We start from the raw sequence: 16,266 nt of genomic DNA, 5'->3' as shown, positions 1-16,266 counted from the left end.
AACTTCACCCATGATGGCGACAAAAATAATTCCGCCCGCCGATGGCGCCTATGCCTACCCCTTGCTGGTCAAGCAGTTGTTGCTGTCCGGTGTGCGCTACGAACCGGGACGGGAAATCGTCTACGCCGACAAACTGCGCTACAGCTACCAGACCCTCAACCAGCGGATCCGCAGGCTGGCCAATGCCTTGACGGCTGCCGGCGTCAAGGCCGGCGATACCGTGGCCATGCTCGACTGGGACAGCCACCGCTACCTGGAATGCTTCTTTGCCGTACCGATGATCGGTGCGGTGCTGCACACCGTGAACATTCGTCTGTCGCCGGATCAGGTGCTCTTCACCATGAACCATGCCGAGGACGATCTGGTGCTGGTGCATGATGATTTCCTGCCGCTGGTTGAGCAGATTCAGGGCCAGCTCAAAACCGTCAAAGGTTACCTGCAGCTCACGGATGACACGGCAACCGACACGTCGCTACCGGTGCTGGGGGAATATGAAAACCTGCTGTCCGGGGCTTCGGACCAGTACGACTTTCCTGACTTTGACGAAAACTCGGTGGCGACCCTGTTCTACACCACCGGCACCACGGGCGACCCTAAAGGCGTGTATTTCACCCACCGCCAACTGGTCCTGCACACCTTGAATGCCGTGGGCACGTTGGGCGTCTATCAAGGCCTGCCGTTGCTGCGTTCCGATGATGTGTACATGCCGATCACGCCGATGTTTCACGTGCATGCCTGGGGGGTGCCTTATGTCGCCACCCTGATGGGGCTCAAGCAGGTGTACCCCGGCCGCTACGAACCCAACAGCCTGGTCCGGCTGCATCGTGAGGAAAAGGTCACTTTTTCCCATTGTGTGCCGACCATTCTGCAAATGATCCTGGGCTGTGAAGAAGCAGCCCAGACCCGTTTCGATGGCTGGAAAATGCTTCTGGGTGGCAGTGCACTGACGCTGGGAATTGCCAGCGAAGCGAATGCCAAAGGTATTGAGGTGCACAGCGGTTATGGCATGTCGGAAACCTGCCCATTGCTGTGCCTGACTTACCTGCGTGACAAAGACCTCGAGCTGCCCATGCAAGCCCAATTGGCCACTCGTATCAAGACTGGCACGCCGGTGCCGATGGTCGACCTGAAAATCATCGATGCCAATGGCAATGACGTGGCCCATGACGGCGAGTCTCTGGGCGAGATCGTGGTGCGCGCACCCTGGCTGACCCAAGGCTATTTGAAGGAACCCGAAAAGGGCGCCGAGCTGTGGCACAACGGCTGGATGCACACCGGCGATCTGGCCTCAATCGACGCCTTGGGCGGGGTGGAAATCAAAGATCGAATCAAGGATGTGATCAAGACGGGCGGGGAGTGGATCAGCTCCCTGGAACTGGAAAGCCTGATCAGCGAACACGCGGCAGTGAAGTCGGTCGCGGTCGTGGGCATTGCCGATGAGCAATGGGGCGAACGGCCGATGGCGCTGGTGGTGTGCGAGCCCGGGCAGTACCTCGACAGCAAGATCCTGGAGGCGCACCTGCAAGGGTTTGTCGAGCGTGGGCGCATCAACAAATGGGCGATCCCCAAGCAGTTCAAGTTCGTCGCCGAGATTCCTAAAACCAGCGTCGGGAAGATTGACAAGAAGCTGATCCGGCAAAGTGGATTGGGGTGAAAGGCGCGGCGCTCCTGTGCCAATTTCGTCATCTGCGGCGCCCAATCGCATCAAGCCACACCTCTGCGGATAGACCACCCTGAGCTGGCTTGAATACGATAAAAATCCCGTAGGAGCGAGGCTTGCCCGCGAAGGCGTCTCGACATTCACCATTGATGTCGTCTGATACACCGCCTTCGCGGGCAAGCCTCGCTCCTACGGGAGGTTGGGTTTTTACAGCGGTTCGCGGTGGCTGTTGCCATCGACCAGGCGCGCAATACCCAGCGGGTTGGCGTTTTTCAGGGCGTCGGGCAGCAAGGCGTCCGGGCAGTTCTGGTAGCACACCGGGCGCAGGAAGCGCTCGATGGCCAGGCTGCCGACCGACGTGCCGCGGGCATCGGAGGTCGCGGGATAAGGCCCGCCATGCACCATGGCATCGCAGACTTCGACGCCAGTGGGGTAGCCGTTGAACAGCACGCGACCGACCTTTTGTTCCAGCAGCACCAGCAGGTCGGCGTGTTCCTGCAGGTCCTGCGTTTCGCCAATCAACGTGGCGGTGAGTTGACCGTGCAAACTGTTCAGCGCTTGTCGCAGCTCAGCCTTGTCGGCCACTTCGACGACAATAGTGGTCGGGCCAAACACTTCTTCCTGCAACAGCGGATCACCCCTGAGCAACAGACAGACGTCGGCCTTGAACAATTGCGGCCGCGCCTGATTACCGTGCTGATCCTGGCCCGCCAGGCGGGTTATTCCCGGATGGTCGAGCAAGGCCTGCACGCCTTTTTCGTAGCTGCCGAGGGTGCCGGCGTTGAGCATGATTTGCGCCGGTTGTTCGGCCATCAAGGCACTGAGCCGCGCGATGAAAGCGCTGAAGTGCGGGGAGCGCATACCGACCACCAACCCCGGATTGGTACAGAACTGACCGCACCCCTGGACCACCGATGCCATTAGTTCACCGGCGATGTTCTCGCCACGTACTTGCAAGGCCCCGGGCAATACCAGCACCGGGTTGATGCTGCTCATTTCGGCGAACACCGGGATCGGTTGTGGCCGTGCGGCGGCCAGGTCACAGAGCGCGCGACCACCCTTCAGCGAGCCGGTGAAACCGACGGCCTGGATCGCCGGATGCTTGACCAGCGCTTCACCGACACCCGCGCCGTAGAGCATGTTGAACACACCTTTGGGCATGTCGGTTTGCTCGGCGGCGCGGATGATTGCATCAGCCACGCGTTCGGCGGTCGCCATGTGTCCACTGTGGGCCTTGAACACCACCGGGCAACCGGCGGCCAGCGCGGCAGCGGTGTCACCGCCGGCGGTGGAAAAGGCCAGCGGGAAATTACTGGCGCCAAACACGGCCACCGGGCCGACGCCGATCCGGTATTGGCGCAGGTCGACCCGTGGCAATGGCTGACGTTCGGGCAAGGCGCGGTCGATGCGCGCACCATAAAAATCGCCCCGGCGCAGAACCTGAGCAAACAGGCGCATTTGATGGCTGGTACGGCTGCGTTCGCCTTGAATGCGTCCGGTCGGCAAGGCGGTTTCGCGAGTGACCAGAGCGACGAATTCATCATCCAGCGCCTCCAGTTGCATGGCGATGGCTTCAAGAAATTCTGCACGGCGAATGGCCGGCAAGTTGCGAAAGGCCGGGTAAGCGGCAGCAGCGGCTTGGGCGGCGGCGTCCACTTCTTCCACGGTGGCTTGCATGAACGAGTAGGGCAGCGCTTCGCCGGTGCTGGCGTCGTAACTGTGCAGAGTGATACTGCCAGCGGCGCTGCGGGCGCCGCTGATGTAGTGGTGGCCGATGATCTCGGGCATCAAAAAAACTCCTGTCGGGAACGAGGGCAAGATTTTCGTGTTTGTCAGAATGCCAGGATCGCAGCCTTCGGCAGCTCCTACACAAGCGATCTGTGGTTGTTTGTGATCCCTGTAGGAGCTGCCGAAGGCTGCGATCTTTTGGGACCTCAAACCAACGAATCACCCCGGCGTGCCATGGCCGGCGCGGCGCTATCCAGTGCAGCAATGCGCGCAGCGGCTTCGGCATCCACCCGAGTGCAGTGATTTCCTGTAGGGGCGCAAAAACAGGCAGCCGGGCCGGGTCCGCAAAGACCCGCCCGGCAATCACTCAGAGACCCACGTCTGGCAACTCCGGACGGTTAGCCAGGGCCTTGGCCATGATTTGCTCGACGAACACCCGATCGGCTTCCGGCAGGGCCAGGCGTGGTGGCCGGGTCAGCGCGCTGCCGCGACCGGCGATGGCTTCGCAGAGTTTGATGCACTGCACCAGGTCGGCGCGGGCATCGAGGTGCAGGATCGGCATCAGCCATTCGTAGATCGGCATGGCTTCGGCGAAGCGACCGGCCTTGGCCAGGCGGAAGATGGTTTCGCCTTCTTTGGGGAACACGTTGGACATGCCAGAGACCCAGCCTTCGGCACCCACCGCGATGCTTTCCAGCACCACATCGTCGAGACCGGCGAACAGCACGAAACGGTCGCCGACTTCATTGCGCACGTCGATGAAACGGCGGGTATCGCCGGACGAATCCTTGAAGCACACCACGTTGTCGCAGTCGGCCAGGGAAATCAGGATGTCCGGTGTGACGTCGTTTTTGTAGATCGGCGGGTTGTTGTAAACCATCAACGGTACGTCGGCATTTTTCGCCACGTAGCGGTAGTGCTCGGCGGTCTCGAACGGCTTGGCCCCGTAAACCAGCGCCGGCATCAGCATCACGCCATCGACGCCGACCCGGCGCACGGCATTGGCGACCTTGGCCGCTTGCACGCTGGTGAACTCGGCCACACCGCAGATCACTGGCACGCGGCCCCGGGAGGCGTCGACCGCGACTTCGGTCACGGCGATTTTTTCTTCGGCGGTCAATGAGGTGTTTTCCCCCACTGAACCGCACACCACCAGGCCTGAGACGCCGTCGCGGATCACGTTGGAAATCACCTGATGGGTTTTTTCCAGGTTGATGGAAAAGTCATCGTTGAATTGAGTGGTCACCGCGGGGAAGACGCCACTCCAGTTAATGCGTTTGCTCATTGTTGTCTCCGGTTTGTGTTTTTGTATTTCGTATACGATATTTCAAGCGCCAGTATTCGGCCAGTGGTTTTTTCAATCAATCAGGGTTTTTTGTTGGTGAGTGCTGTGGAGCGGGAGCTTGTGTGGTGAGGGGTTTGCTGTGGTGAGAGAACCACAGCAACCCCCTCACCACAAAAGCTCTGGTTTGGCGTCAAGCCCCCGGCCAGGTGTCTGACAAGCGATAGCCCTGCGGCCACGGATCGCTCGGGTCGAGCAGCAATTGGTGGGTGCCGGTGATCCAGGCCCGGCCGGAAATGCATGGGTAGATCGCCGCTCGGCCGGCCACTTCGGTCAGCGAATCGATGCGGCAGTGGAATTCGGAACCGATGATCGAACGGCCAATAAAGCGCTCGCCCACCTGCATCAGTCCCTTGGCCTGCATCACCGCCATGCGCGCCGAACAGCCAGTGCCGGTGGGCGAGCGGTCGATCTTGCCGGGTTGAATCACCACCGCGTTGGCACCCGTAGCGATGCCGTTCTCCATGACGATAGGCGCGGCAATCTGGCAGAAGGAGATATGCGACCACTCGGGGTTCAGCGGATGGACGAAGCCCAATTGTTCATTGGCCGCACGAGTGATTTTCAACCCGACTGCCACCAGGTCGGCAGCCTCATCGGGACGAATGGAAAAACCCAGGCGTTCGGCGTCGGCGATCACAAAACTGTCACCGCCGTACGCGGTGTCGACCTGCAACGAGCCGAGGCCTTCGACTTCGATCCAGGCATCGAGGCGGTCAGCGAAGGAGGGCACGTTCTTGATTTCTACCCGCTCGACCTTGCCATCACGGCAGTCGGCCACAGCCTCGATCAGGCCACCAGGGGCTTCGAGTATCAGTCGGGTTTGCGGTTCGGTCATTGGCAGGATGCCGCTGTCGAGCAGCACCGTGGCCACGCACAGCGAATTGGAGCCGGACATCGGTGGCGTGTCTGCCGGTTCCATGATGATCCAGGCCATCTGCGCCCGCGGGTCCTTGGCCGGCACCAGCAGGTTGACGTGACGGAACACACCGCCGCGAGGCTCGTTGAGCACGAAGTTGCGCAGGGTCTGATCCTTGGCGATCCAGCGCGATTGTTCCCACACGGTGGCGCCCGGTGGTGGGGCGACGCCGCCGACGATCACATCGCCGACTTCGCCTTCGGCGTGACAGCTGACTACATGAATGACTTTTGATGAGCGCATGGTTTGATCCTTTTTCTGTCTGTGCGGGCCCCTTCGCGGGCAAGCCTCGCTCCTACATTTATCTGTGGCGGTCACCGACTTTGTGTGCATCACCCAGCCCTGTGGGAACGGGCTTGCCCGCGATGGGGCAGTCGTTATTTCACTGACTTCAGAAACGCCGCAGTCTCCGCATGCACCGGATTCCCAATTACCTGATCCGGCGAGCCAATCTCATGCACCAGCCCATTGCGAAAGAACGCCACGCGGTCGGAGACATCGCGGGCAAAGCGGATTTCGTGGGTCACCAGCACCATGGTCATGCCGTCTTCGGCAAGCATGCGCATGGTGTCCAGCACCTCACCGACCAATTGCGGGTCGAGCGCCGAGGTGGCTTCGTCGAACAGCATGTAGTCCGGCGACATGGCCAAGGCGCGGGCAATCGCCATGCGCTGCTGCTGGCCGCCGGACAACTTGCCCGGGAAGGTCTTGAGCTTGTCGCCAAGGCCCACGTGGGTCAGTTGCTGCACCGCTAGCTCTTCAGCGTCGCGCTTGCTTTTGCCCAGCACTTTGCGTGGCGCGAGCATCACGTTTTCCAGCACCGTCAGGTGCGGGAAGGCGTTCCATTGCTGGAACACGATGCCGATTTTCTGCCGCAAGCGATTGAGGTCGGTGGCGCGGTCATGGACCTCGACACCGTCGACGCGGATGTTGCCTTTCTGGATCGGTTCCAGGCCGTTGATGCACATCAGCAGGGTCGATTTGCCGGAGCCCGAGCCGCCGATGATCGACACCACCTCGCCCTTGTTCACCGTCAGGCTGACCCCCTTGACCACGGCGAGATCGCCGAAGGATTTATGTACGTTGTCGATCTCAATCATTTTCTTGCCACCTTCTTTCCAGACGAGCGCCCAGGCGTGCGACCACCAGGCTCATGACGTAGTAAATAAGGCCCGCGATGCACAGCACCAGCAACGGTTCCTGGATGCGGGTGACGATGGTTTGCGAGGCGCGCAGCAGTTCGACGATGCCGATCCACATCACCAGCGCGGTGTCTTTCATCACCCCGAGCACCAGGTTCAGCCAGCCCGGAAAAGCCACCCGCGTGGCCATCGGCAGGACGATCCAGCGCAGGTCCTGCAGGAAGCTCAGGCCCAGTGAACGACTGGCCCGACGTAAAGTGAACGGCACCGACAACACGCCAGCGCGCACGATCTCGGTGAAGTACGCGGCGGCGTAAACCCCCAGCACGATGCAGCCGACGCTGAAGGCGCTGATGTTCAAGCCGACGATGCTTTTGAGCGAGTTGAACAGTACGAACTGGATCAGCAACGGCACGCTGCGAAACACGTCCAGCACCCAAGCCAGGGGCAAACTGGCCCGAGGCAGCAAGGCTCGCAGCAGACCGAAGAGCAAGCCGGCCAGGGAGCCGAGCAGGATCGACCAGAACGTCAGTTGCAGCGTGACCCAGGCGCCATTGAGCAGGAACAACAGGTCATTGGAGGAAAAACCGGTGGCAAACATGGACAGCTCCTCAGTAACGGAACAACCGCCAGGCCATCAGCCGGGCTGCCGCGACGATCGCCTTGGCAATCAGGTAATACAGCACCGCTGCGATGGCGAAGAACTCGAAGGTGCGGAACGTTTTGACGTTGTAATCCTGGGTCACGCCGGTCAGGTCATTGTTCAGCCCGACAATCACCCCCAGCGACGTCATCAGCACCGCCCAGACCATTTGATTCGTCAGCGGGTAAAAGACGATCCGCAGCAACTGCGGCACGATGATCATGCGGTAGGCCTGAAAGGCACTCATGCCCAGCGAACGTGCGGCGCGCACTTGAGTGTCCGGTACGGCCTTGAGGCCACCGCGAAAGTTCTCCGCCAGATACCCGGCATTGTTGAAGGTGATCCCGGCCAGCAGGGCGAGCCATGAACTGACGTGCAGGCCCAGCGAGCCGAGGCCGAAGTAGAGGACGTAGATCTGGAACAGCGACGGGGTGTTGCGCGCAATCGATACCCAGCCGTTGCCGATGCCGCGCAGCAGCGGGTTCTTGCTTTCGCGCATCACGGTCAGGGCCAGGGCAATCAGCACGCCGAAGATCATCGACAGTGCTGCGGTCTCGAAGGTGACCAGGGCACCGGCAAGCATGTCCGGCAGGGCACGCAGCGCTGAGCGCCATTGGAAGCTGTAATCAAACATGCGCAGGGCTCTCCAGTAAGGCGGCAGGTTGTAACCACGCCGGCAGGCGCCCGCTGGCGGTGCCCTTGCAGGCGGCATCGACGCATTCGGCTAGGCCGGCGAAATGCACCTTGCGGCCCACCAGGCCGGGTGCGTAATGGGCGTACTTGCCGGAGTTGGTCATCAAGGTTTTTGCGGCCAGCGGGATCACCGGCTCGCCGAGCATGCACCAGCAGGTATCGGTGACCAGGGTCGCGCCAAAAGCTTCGATCACGGCGACATGCCCGGCGTCGCGAGCCTGCTCCAGCACGGCGCGGCCGCAGGTAATGGCGAGGACCACATCAGGATGTTTATGCCGACCCAGGCACAACCGCGCGAGGTGGGCAAATTCGCTGAGGGAGAAATGCGGGTTGCCCAGGGAGACCACATCCACCCGGCTGTCGCGGGCACTGTTGAGTTCACGCCAACTGAGCAGCAGATCCTTCAAGAGGATGCGTTCCACCGGTAACGGTTTATCCGTATCCAGCACTTGCGACGGGTCGATGGCCTCCGGGGTTATCCCGGCGATATGGAACAGGGGCGCGGCGGACGTGGTGGCAAATGCCGCGCCGAACGCTTTGAGATCGTCCAGGCTCGGCTGGCGGTTTTCCAACCCGCGTACCAGTGGAATCCGGCTGCCCGCCAGCGCGCCGATGTGGTAACCGAGCAGCGGATAGAACGCGTCATCCAGTTCATCCAGGGCGGGTAACTCGACTTGCAGGCCGGCCTTGCGTTGCGCGTCCAGATGGCAGCCGATCAACGGGGCACGGCCGGTCAGGGCGATGCAGATGTCCAGGTAGTCCGGGTATTTGAGGGTACGTGCGCCGAGCACGCTGTTGGCGTAAACCACTGCGTTGGATTCGGCCCAGACGATCTGTTCGCCAGCCTTCGGCGCGCTGTCGAGCAAGTAGGGCGCGCAGGTGAAACTCAGCTGTGCGCCCATCGCCATATAGGCATCGCCCAAGGCACTGGCCGGTTCGCCAAGGGCCGGGTCGATGCCCAATTCGCGCCAACGACGCTGGTCCACGGAAATCGAATTGAGGGTGGTGGGCACTCGCACTTTTGCCCCCCATTGCACAAATTGCCGGGCAAAACGCAGGCTCGCCGGTCCCGTGTAGATGCAGCCGTCGATGTGCGCCTGGGTGACATCCACCAGATGGCGGGCACCTTGCAGTTCGGCCATGCGCAGGACGATCTGCATCGCCACCTGCGCGGCTTTGCCATGCTGACCGTCGAGCAATGCCCGGTCGTGTTGGGTGAGTTCGATCGAGGCGCTGGTTTCTGCAGGTTGCGGTGGGCTGTCGATTGCCTGCCAAGCATCGTTTGGCAGGTATTCGAACAGACTCAATGTTGCGTCTTCTATCCGAGCGAAGGCCTTGCCGCGCAGGGCGGCGAAGGCCTCCCGGCCGATGCACAGCACCGGCAGGGAACGCTCGAAAATGGTCTGTGCCACGAGCACGCCCAGGGTCAGGATTTCATCGGGTTCGGCCAGCACCAATGCCGCCGGTGCGTGACCGTTGCTGATCAGTTCCATCAACACGCTGCTGCCGGTGCACGAGCCGCGACCGCTGGGGATGGCCAACACGCGGCCGGCCAGGTTTTCGCCGCTGAGTGGGTGGTGACGGTCAATGATCTCGCCGCTATACGGATCGACCCCGCCCCAGAAACTCAACCCGATATCGGCGAACAGCAGGGCACCCTCGGCGGTGCCCGCGACCAGGCTGCGACCGGTCAGAGAAGTGAGCCTAGGCATGCCGGACACCTTAGTAGTAGACCTGTGGCACGGTCAGGTTGGTCGGCGAAATTTCGGTGCCGACCCATTTGACGAACAGCTCCTTGTAACGGCCGGTGCGCACCTGCTGGTTGACGAACAGGTTGAGGTAGTTGAGCAGGCCATACTCGTTGCGCTTGGCGCCGAGGGACACGTAGTCGATCACGTACGGCGCGTTACCGGCGACTTTCAGGTTTTTGTATTTGCCGGATTTCAGAGTGGCAGCCGCCACGGTGTTGGTGACCACGGTGGCGGCGATATGGCCTTGGGCGACAGCCAGCAACGTGTCGTTTTGCGACTGATAGGCACGGAAGGTACCGGTGCCCCAGCTCTTCACATCTTTCTCCAGAGCGATGGCTTCATAGGTGCCGCTGGTGTTGCCGACGGGTTTGCCCTTGAGGTCATCGAAGCTATTGATGCCGGTGTCGTCGCGGGTCAGCACCACCATCTGGAAGGCAAAGTAAGGCACGGTGAGGCCGACGGTCTTGGCCCGTTCGAGTGTGTCGGAGGTCGAGGCGACGATCACGTCGGCCCGTCCGGAAACCAGCGCCGGAATGCGGTCCGGGAACGGCGTCTCGACCACTTCGGCATCGACCCCGAGGATTTTCGCCAGGTCGTGGCAGTAGTCCACGTCGAAACCGGCCGGGTTGTTGCCGGCATCGCGAAAACCCATGGGCGGGAAGTCCAGGGTCACGGCGCAGCGCAGCTTGCCCGAACCGATAATGTCGTCGAGCTTGTCGGCCTGGGCGGTGGCGATGAAGGAGGTACTGAGAACAGCGCTGAGGGCTACGGCAAATGCGGGGTTTTTCATAGAGGCCTCGTTGATGTGAAGTGCTGTTGGATATCGTATTGGGGATTTCGTATACGATATTAACAATAGCAATCAACGTGCCTATTGCCAGGCAGAGGTGAGAATTTAGTGTCAGGGCTTGAAGTAGAGGTGTTGCGGTGCGTCAGGCGTAGTGTCGTGAGGGTCGAGGTCCGCAATGGCGGGTGTTACAGATGGGAGCAAAAGGTGTGCGGGGCGCCCCTTTAAGGAACACCGACCCACCCCGTGCCCTGAACAACTTCATGTGGCGAGGGGGCTTGCCCCCGTTGGGTTGCGAAGCGACCCCAAAACCTGCAACCGCATGTTTTCAGGTACACCGCATATGCCGGTTTTACGACGGCTGCGCCGCCGAACGGGGCGATGCGGCGTTCCGACAAGCCCCCTCGCCACAGTTCTTCGCTAGCCTCGCGGGTCGAGGTTATCCAGCACCCGGTTCACTGCCAACTCTCCGAGCATGACCACCGATTGAATCCCCAACATCATGTTGCGATGTGGCATGTCCATCAACCCGGCGAACTCGCTGAGCATCATGCTGGCTGACGCCAGGGATTCGCAGGCGTTGACCAGCAGGGTTTCGTTTTCGACCTCGGCGCCGACATGGTAAATGGTGCTGGGTTTGCGCTTGGTGTCTTTGGGGATGTCCGGTTTGAGGTAGTAATCGAGGGCGCGGTCGGCGGCTTCATTGAGTTTTTTCGAATCGAGGGATTCGTAGGGGGATGTAGGATCGGTTTCAGGTGGGTTGGGTGTAGGTTTGAACATAGATGGAACTCCAGATAATAAATGGAGCCATCACCCTCGCTACCAAACGAATGGGTGGCGGCCATACGCAGGTTGGTAGACCGGTCATCTGGCAACCCGGCGCGCCCAAGGGCGCCCTACGCATGGCCACCATAAAAACAGAGGACAAAAAAATCCCTGTATTAGGTTGCGCTATGCGCCAGAAAACCGGGCTACCAAACCCGATCGCTGTTTTTCAGCGACAGGCAAACGATAGAGTCCGGCCCCAAGGCGCACAAGCCGGCGGATTCTGGCGCAGTCGTAGGCAACGGCGCAAGGATGTGTAGCCTGGGTGAGTGTCTGGAAGTGTCGTTTAAACATCGCCTGTTGATCGTTCCCACGCTCCGTGTGGGAATGCCTCAACGGACGCTCTGCGTTCGGCTCTGGAAGGGACGCGGAGCGTCCCGGGCTGCATTCCCACGCGGAGCGTGGGAACGATCCTTAGCGCTGATTATCCCGAAACTGGCTCGGTGACAGGCTGGTCAACCCGCGAAACTGTCGGCTGAAAGCACTGTGGTCGGTATAACCGCAGCGCAGGGCGATTTCGGTGATGGGCAGGTCGGTGTGCAGTAACAGCCGCGAACCTTCTTCCAGGCGCGCCTTGTGAATCATCTGCCGTGGGGTGAGCTGGAAAACCCGTTTGCAGTGACGCTCCAGTTGCGCCACGGAATAGCCGGCGATGGCGGTCAGTTCGGCGAGGCTGATGGCGCGGGCGAAGTGACTGCGGATGTGCGCATCCACGGCGGCAAGTTTCTGGAAGGCGGGATGGTTGGACTGGGGGGATTGCAGGTCGCGGGAGATCCCGGCCAGGCCAACGATCTGACCCTGCTCATCGTGCAAGGCGAGTTTGTGGGTCAGGCACCAGATCGGCTGATTGCCGTAATACAGGTGCAGCTCCAGTTGGTCAGACAGTTCGCGACCGCTGGACAGGACCCGTCGATCCTGTTCGGTATACAGCGGACCGAAGCGCTCCGGGAAGACCCTGTCGGCGGTGAGCCCCAGCAGTTCCTCGCGACATTTGAAACCGCAACGCCGGGCCAAAGTCTGGTTGACGAAGGCGTAGCGCGCTTGGCTGTCCTTGATGAAAAACACCACATCCGAGAGGGTATCGAGCAGCGGCGCAATCGGCTGCAGACTGTTGAGCAGCGTTGGCAGGTCGCAGGGTTTGAAGGTGCTGAGCGAGGGATACATGGCGCTGGGGTCTGAGGGCGACCCCGGGATCATAGAGGCTCGACAGCGTGGCCGAAACCCCCGAGGGCATTTCAGGTCGGCGGGGTGTCGTCCAGGCACATCAAGGTCTCGATTCGCGCCGGGCTGAAGGGTGGGCGGGGCGCCGACGGTTGCCAACCGAACAGGTGCTGCACTGCGCCGCCACACACCCGGCCCTGACAGGCGCCCATGCCGCAGCGGCTGGCCAGCTTGGCTTCGCGCCAATCAGAGTGCCCGGCCAAGGCGGCGTAAGGCACGTCTTCGCAGCGGCAGACCAGCGTATCGGGCTGGGCCAGGGACTTGAGTGGCGGGGCGAGGGCGAAGGCCCGATTCAGTGCCTTGGCGAAACCCTGCCAGCGTGCCCGGCGTGGCCACAACTGCCGGGCCGCCTCCAGGTCGCCGACCGCTGCGTGGCCGGCGATTGCACCTTCAACCAACGCCAGTTCACTGCCCCCAAACCCGGTGCATTCACCCGCCGCGTAATGATCGGCGCGACTGCTGGCTTGCCAGGCATCCACCGCCAACGCCTGACCTTCAATGGCATAGCCCAGTGCCTGGCCCAATTGAATGTTCGGGATCAAGCCGAAACCACAGGCCAGCCGGTCACATGCCAGTTCGACGATTTTGCCTTGTTGTTGCAGGCGCACGCCTTCCAGTCGGTCAGTGCCAAGGGCGGCCAGCACGTGCGTCGCGGTGCGGTATTGGCGGTCGAGCAAGCTGAACGATTGCAACCATTTGGCGGGCCAGCGGGGCAGTTGCGCGGCGAAAGCGGCGACGGCGGTGCGCGAGGCTTGCTCGGCGATGCGTTGTACCTGGGCGCCCTGTTTTTTCGCGGTGGCGGCACTCGCCAGTAAAAGTGGACCGCTGCCGGCGATCACCACACGCTCACCTTGCACCGGCACACCCGCCTTGATCAGCGCCTGCAAGCCACCGGCCCCGGTCACCCCCGGCAACGTCCAGCCGGGGAAGGGCAGCAGCAGCTCGCGGGCGCCGGTGCACAGAATCAGTTTGTCGTAGCTGATCAACCAGCCGTTGTCATCATCTTCGACCAACAGTTGTTTCGGACCGGGACTGGCGATCACCCGCGTACCGGCATGACGGCGGATGTTGCTGCAAGCCTGCAAACGCTCACACAGGCGACGGGCCTGATCGGGCACGTTGGCTTGAGGGCCGTCACGCCAGATTTGCCCGCCCGGCAGCGGGTTGTCGTCGAGCACGACGATGCGTGCGCCGCTGGGGCCGGCGGCCAGGGCGGCGGCCATGCCAGCGGGGCCGGCACCAATGATCAGCAGGTCGGCGTATTCGTTCATGAGCATGTCTGCACCTGCATGCCGTCTCGGCACAAAGTCTGGCAGGCCAGGCGTCGCCGGCCGTCGATGGTCACTCGGCACTCCTGGCAGATGCCCATGCCGCACAGCGGTGCGCGGCGTTGGCCACTGACTGACCTGCGCGTGCAGCCGTCGCTGCCCAACGCCAAGGCCGCGGCGACGCTGGTGCCCTCGGCCACCGTCAAGGCGCGGCCGTCCAGCAGCAATTCAGGCATAGGCAGGTTCTCCAAGGAAACGCTGGGGCAGATAAGGTGGTGCGGCCAGAGGCGGGGTTTCGTTGAACAGTTGCGCCACCAGCAAGTCGGCGGTGCCGGGGGCCGTGGTGACGCCCAAACCTTCGTGACCCACCGCCAGCCACAAGCCTTGGCGTTGCGGGTGTTGGCCCACCAGCGGCAGGCCGTCGGGGCTGGCGGCGCGAAAACCGGTCCAGGCGCGGATGCCGTTGAGCCGGGCCAGCCCTGGCATGTACTCGGCGGCGCGCTTGAGCATTTTCGCCAGCATCCAGCTTTCGACCTGCGGGTCGGTGGTACCGAATTGCCGCGAGGCACCGATGAACAATTGCCCGGTGGGGCGCGGCTGAATATTGCAGGCGGTCGATGGCCCCGTGGCATTGTGGGCGCTGGTGACGTAACCCAGTTCCACCAGCGTGTGGGTGACGGTGTGAGGATAGCGATCGGTAATCAGCAGGTGACCTTTCTTCGGCTCGATGGGCAACTCCGGGCAGAGTTCGTTGGCCTGAATACCGTTGGCCAACACCACCGCTTCGGCACTCAACCAGTGACCGTCATCGAGGCGAACGCGGTTGCCATCGACCGCGCGGACCCGCGCCCGGCGCTGACGAACGTTCGGCGTGTCGAGCATCCAGTTCGCTGTCGCCGGCGCATAAAGAATGCCGTCGCCATGGATCAACAAACCGCCTTCCAGCCCCTCGCGCAGTTCCGGTTCACGCTGGCGCAAAGCACTGGCGCTGATCAATTCGCAGGCCACGCCCTGGGCTTGCAGGTTCAGGTATTTGTCATGGGCGACCGCCATTTCCTCGGCGTTGGCCGCCAGCCACAGCGTGCCGTTGTTGCGGTAGGCGCAGCCGTCGGGCAGGTCCGGCGCCAGTGCGCGCCAGCGTTGCAGGGAATATCGACTCAGGGCCAGCTCGGCCGGGTTGTCGTCGAGCACCAGCAGATGGCCCATGCCCGCCGCCGTCGCACCGTGCAGGCCGGCGTCCAGCACCAGCACCTGCAAGCCACGACGGGCCAGCGCCTGGGCACAGGCGGCGCCGATGATGCCGGCGCCGATCACGATCACATCGGCCACAAGGCCCTCGTTCATGGACGAATGCCCCAGGCGAACGGGTCATCCTGTTCGATGATCAGACTGGCTTCGGCGCTGATAAAGGCACGGCCGCGAATGGTCGGCACAACGCGTTCGCCCTGCCATTCGTAAGTGCCTTCGAACTCACTGCCGATGACACTGGCCTGGCGCCAGATCTGCCCGGGTTGCAACTTGTCGTCCGCGGCCAGGCACGCCAGTTTGGCACTGGTGCCAGTGCCGCACGGTGAGCGGTCGTACGCCTTGCCGGGGCACAGGACAAAATTGCGGCTGTCGGCGTGATCGTCATCGCTGAACAGCTCGACATGGTCGATCAGCCCGCCGTCTTCGCCACGTATACCCTGGGCCTCCAGCGCCTGTTGCACGGCGTAGGTGTAAGCGGTCAGCGCGTCGAGGTTGTCGCTGGCCACCCGCAGGCCATGCTCGGCGATCAGGAAAAACCAGTTGCCGCCCCAGGCGATATCGCCGATTACCTGACCGATTCCCGGCACCTGCAACACCAGCGCCTTGCGGTAACGGTAGGCCGGCACATTGCGTACGCTCACCGAATGGTCGTCGTGCAAAGTCGCCTGCACCGTACCCACCGGCGTCTCGATGCGATGCACGCCGGGGCTGATCCTGCCCAGATGCGCCAACGACGCCACCAGGCCAATCGTGCCGTGGCCGCACATGCCCAGGTAACCGGTGTTGTTGAAGAAAATCACCCCGGCACACGCGCTCGGGTCGACCGGCTCGCAGAGCAGGGCACCCACCAGCACGTCGCTGCCACGGGGTTCCAGCACACAGGCGGCGCGCCATTGATCGTGATGTTCGGCAAGCCGCTGGCGGCGTTCGGCCATGCTGCCGGTACCCAGGTCAGGAAAGCCGGCGGTCACCAGACGGGTCGGTTCGCCGCCGGTGTGGGAGTCGATCACGGTGATGCGTTTCATGGGAGGGCCACGTC

15 protein-coding genes are annotated in these 16,266 nt (G+C 62.2%); 1 reads left to right on the top strand and 14 read right to left on the bottom strand.

Annotated elements, in window-relative coordinates; all coding sequences use genetic code 11:
- Positions 1-10: 10 nt before the first annotated feature.
- A complete protein-coding gene (locus BZL43_RS14435; RefSeq protein WP_095632927.1) occupies positions 11-1,654 on the top strand; it encodes a fatty acid--CoA ligase in 1,644 nt (547 codons plus the stop codon).
- Positions 1,655-1,867: 213 nt separating this feature from the next.
- Here BZL43_RS14435 and BZL43_RS14430 read toward each other — a convergent pair whose 3' ends face one another.
- The 14 genes from BZL43_RS14430 to BZL43_RS14355 all read right to left on the bottom strand — a co-directional run bounded on the left by BZL43_RS14430 (position 1,868) and on the right by BZL43_RS14355 (position 16,252).
- Positions 1,868-3,448, bottom strand: coding sequence for an aldehyde dehydrogenase (NADP(+)) (locus BZL43_RS14430; protein ID WP_095632926.1), 1,581 nt, complete (start codon positions 3,446-3,448; stop codon positions 1,868-1,870).
- Positions 3,449-3,755: 307 nt separating this feature from the next.
- On the bottom strand, positions 3,756-4,673 hold the full coding sequence (locus tag BZL43_RS14425) for a dihydrodipicolinate synthase family protein (protein ID WP_095632925.1): 918 nt from the start codon (positions 4,671-4,673) through the stop codon (positions 3,756-3,758).
- A gap of 190 nt (positions 4,674-4,863) precedes the next feature.
- Positions 4,864-5,892: a proline racemase family protein gene (locus tag BZL43_RS14420; protein ID WP_095632924.1), complete on the bottom strand. Its 1,029-nt coding sequence runs from the start codon at positions 5,890-5,892 to the stop codon at positions 4,864-4,866.
- 134 nt (positions 5,893-6,026) lie between these two features.
- Entirely contained in the window at positions 6,027-6,749 is a 723-nt protein-coding gene (locus BZL43_RS14415; protein ID WP_095632923.1) for an amino acid ABC transporter ATP-binding protein, read from the bottom strand.
- Entirely contained in the window at positions 6,742-7,392 is a 651-nt protein-coding gene (locus BZL43_RS14410) for an amino acid ABC transporter permease (protein WP_095632922.1), read from the bottom strand. The genes BZL43_RS14415 and BZL43_RS14410 overlap by 8 nt, the downstream gene beginning before the upstream one ends.
- A gap of 10 nt (positions 7,393-7,402) precedes the next feature.
- Positions 7,403-8,068, bottom strand: coding sequence for an amino acid ABC transporter permease (locus tag BZL43_RS14405; RefSeq protein WP_007903733.1), 666 nt, complete (start codon positions 8,066-8,068; stop codon positions 7,403-7,405).
- Complete coding sequence (locus BZL43_RS14400; protein WP_095632921.1) at positions 8,061-9,839, bottom strand: aconitase X; 1,779 nt, start codon at positions 9,837-9,839, stop codon at positions 8,061-8,063. Before BZL43_RS14400 ends, BZL43_RS14405 begins: the two co-directional genes overlap by 8 nt.
- A gap of 10 nt (positions 9,840-9,849) precedes the next feature.
- Entirely contained in the window at positions 9,850-10,668 is an 819-nt protein-coding gene (locus BZL43_RS14395) for a transporter substrate-binding domain-containing protein (RefSeq protein WP_007903735.1), read from the bottom strand.
- A gap of 417 nt (positions 10,669-11,085) precedes the next feature.
- A complete protein-coding gene (locus tag BZL43_RS14385) occupies positions 11,086-11,445 on the bottom strand; it encodes a DUF6124 family protein (protein WP_095632920.1) in 360 nt (119 codons plus the stop codon).
- A gap of 459 nt (positions 11,446-11,904) precedes the next feature.
- A complete protein-coding gene (locus tag BZL43_RS14375; RefSeq protein WP_095632918.1) occupies positions 11,905-12,654 on the bottom strand; it encodes an AraC family transcriptional regulator in 750 nt (249 codons plus the stop codon).
- Positions 12,655-12,725: 71 nt separating this feature from the next.
- On the bottom strand, positions 12,726-13,982 hold the full coding sequence (locus BZL43_RS14370; protein ID WP_095632953.1) for an FAD/NAD(P)-binding oxidoreductase: 1,257 nt from the start codon (positions 13,980-13,982) through the stop codon (positions 12,726-12,728).
- Positions 13,979-14,215 carry a (2Fe-2S)-binding protein gene (locus BZL43_RS14365; RefSeq protein WP_095632917.1) on the bottom strand — a complete coding sequence of 79 codons (237 nt, stop codon included), beginning with the start codon at positions 14,213-14,215 and terminating at the stop codon, positions 13,979-13,981. Before BZL43_RS14365 ends, BZL43_RS14370 begins: the two co-directional genes overlap by 4 nt.
- A complete protein-coding gene (locus BZL43_RS14360) occupies positions 14,208-15,323 on the bottom strand; it encodes an FAD-binding oxidoreductase (RefSeq protein ID WP_095632916.1) in 1,116 nt (371 codons plus the stop codon). The genes BZL43_RS14365 and BZL43_RS14360 overlap by 8 nt, the downstream gene beginning before the upstream one ends.
- On the bottom strand, positions 15,320-16,252 hold the full coding sequence (locus BZL43_RS14355) for a 4-hydroxyproline epimerase (protein WP_095632915.1): 933 nt from the start codon (positions 16,250-16,252) through the stop codon (positions 15,320-15,322). The genes BZL43_RS14360 and BZL43_RS14355 overlap by 4 nt, the downstream gene beginning before the upstream one ends.
- Positions 16,253-16,266: the final 14 nt, after the last annotated feature.

Source organism: Pseudomonas sp. PICF141 (assembly GCF_002286815.1).
Lineage (GTDB): Bacteria > Pseudomonadota > Gammaproteobacteria > Pseudomonadales > Pseudomonadaceae > Aquipseudomonas.
Note: the sequence above shows the minus strand (reverse complement) of the source record. Positions and strands in the feature narration are given on the sequence as shown.

What these genes read in the sequence shown, in the direction of transcription:
- BZL43_RS14435 (WP_095632927.1), top strand. Translation starts at nt 11, where the DNA reads ATGATGGCGACAAAAATAATTCCGCCCGCCGATGGCGCCTATGCCTAC.
- BZL43_RS14430 (WP_095632926.1), bottom strand. Translation starts at nt 3,448, where the DNA reads ATGCCCGAGATCATCGGCCACCACTACATCAGCGGCGCCCGCAGCGCC.
- BZL43_RS14425 (WP_095632925.1), bottom strand. Translation starts at nt 4,673, where the DNA reads ATGAGCAAACGCATTAACTGGAGTGGCGTCTTCCCCGCGGTGACCACT.
- BZL43_RS14420 (WP_095632924.1), bottom strand. Translation starts at nt 5,892, where the DNA reads ATGCGCTCATCAAAAGTCATTCATGTAGTCAGCTGTCACGCCGAAGGC.
- BZL43_RS14415 (WP_095632923.1), bottom strand. Translation starts at nt 6,749, where the DNA reads ATGATTGAGATCGACAACGTACATAAATCCTTCGGCGATCTCGCCGTG.
- BZL43_RS14410 (WP_095632922.1), bottom strand. Translation starts at nt 7,392, where the DNA reads ATGTTTGCCACCGGTTTTTCCTCCAATGACCTGTTGTTCCTGCTCAAT.
- BZL43_RS14405 (WP_007903733.1), bottom strand. Translation starts at nt 8,068, where the DNA reads ATGTTTGATTACAGCTTCCAATGGCGCTCAGCGCTGCGTGCCCTGCCG.
- BZL43_RS14400 (WP_095632921.1), bottom strand. Translation starts at nt 9,839, where the DNA reads ATGCCTAGGCTCACTTCTCTGACCGGTCGCAGCCTGGTCGCGGGCACC.
- BZL43_RS14395 (WP_007903735.1), bottom strand. Translation starts at nt 10,668, where the DNA reads ATGAAAAACCCCGCATTTGCCGTAGCCCTCAGCGCTGTTCTCAGTACC.
- BZL43_RS14385 (WP_095632920.1), bottom strand. Translation starts at nt 11,445, where the DNA reads ATGTTCAAACCTACACCCAACCCACCTGAAACCGATCCTACATCCCCC.
- BZL43_RS14375 (WP_095632918.1), bottom strand. Translation starts at nt 12,654, where the DNA reads ATGTATCCCTCGCTCAGCACCTTCAAACCCTGCGACCTGCCAACGCTG.
- BZL43_RS14370 (WP_095632953.1), bottom strand. Translation starts at nt 13,982, where the DNA reads ATGAACGAATACGCCGACCTGCTGATCATTGGTGCCGGCCCCGCTGGC.
- BZL43_RS14365 (WP_095632917.1), bottom strand. Translation starts at nt 14,215, where the DNA reads ATGCCTGAATTGCTGCTGGACGGCCGCGCCTTGACGGTGGCCGAGGGC.
- BZL43_RS14360 (WP_095632916.1), bottom strand. Translation starts at nt 15,323, where the DNA reads ATGAACGAGGGCCTTGTGGCCGATGTGATCGTGATCGGCGCCGGCATC.
- BZL43_RS14355 (WP_095632915.1), bottom strand. Translation starts at nt 16,252, where the DNA reads ATGAAACGCATCACCGTGATCGACTCCCACACCGGCGGCGAACCGACC.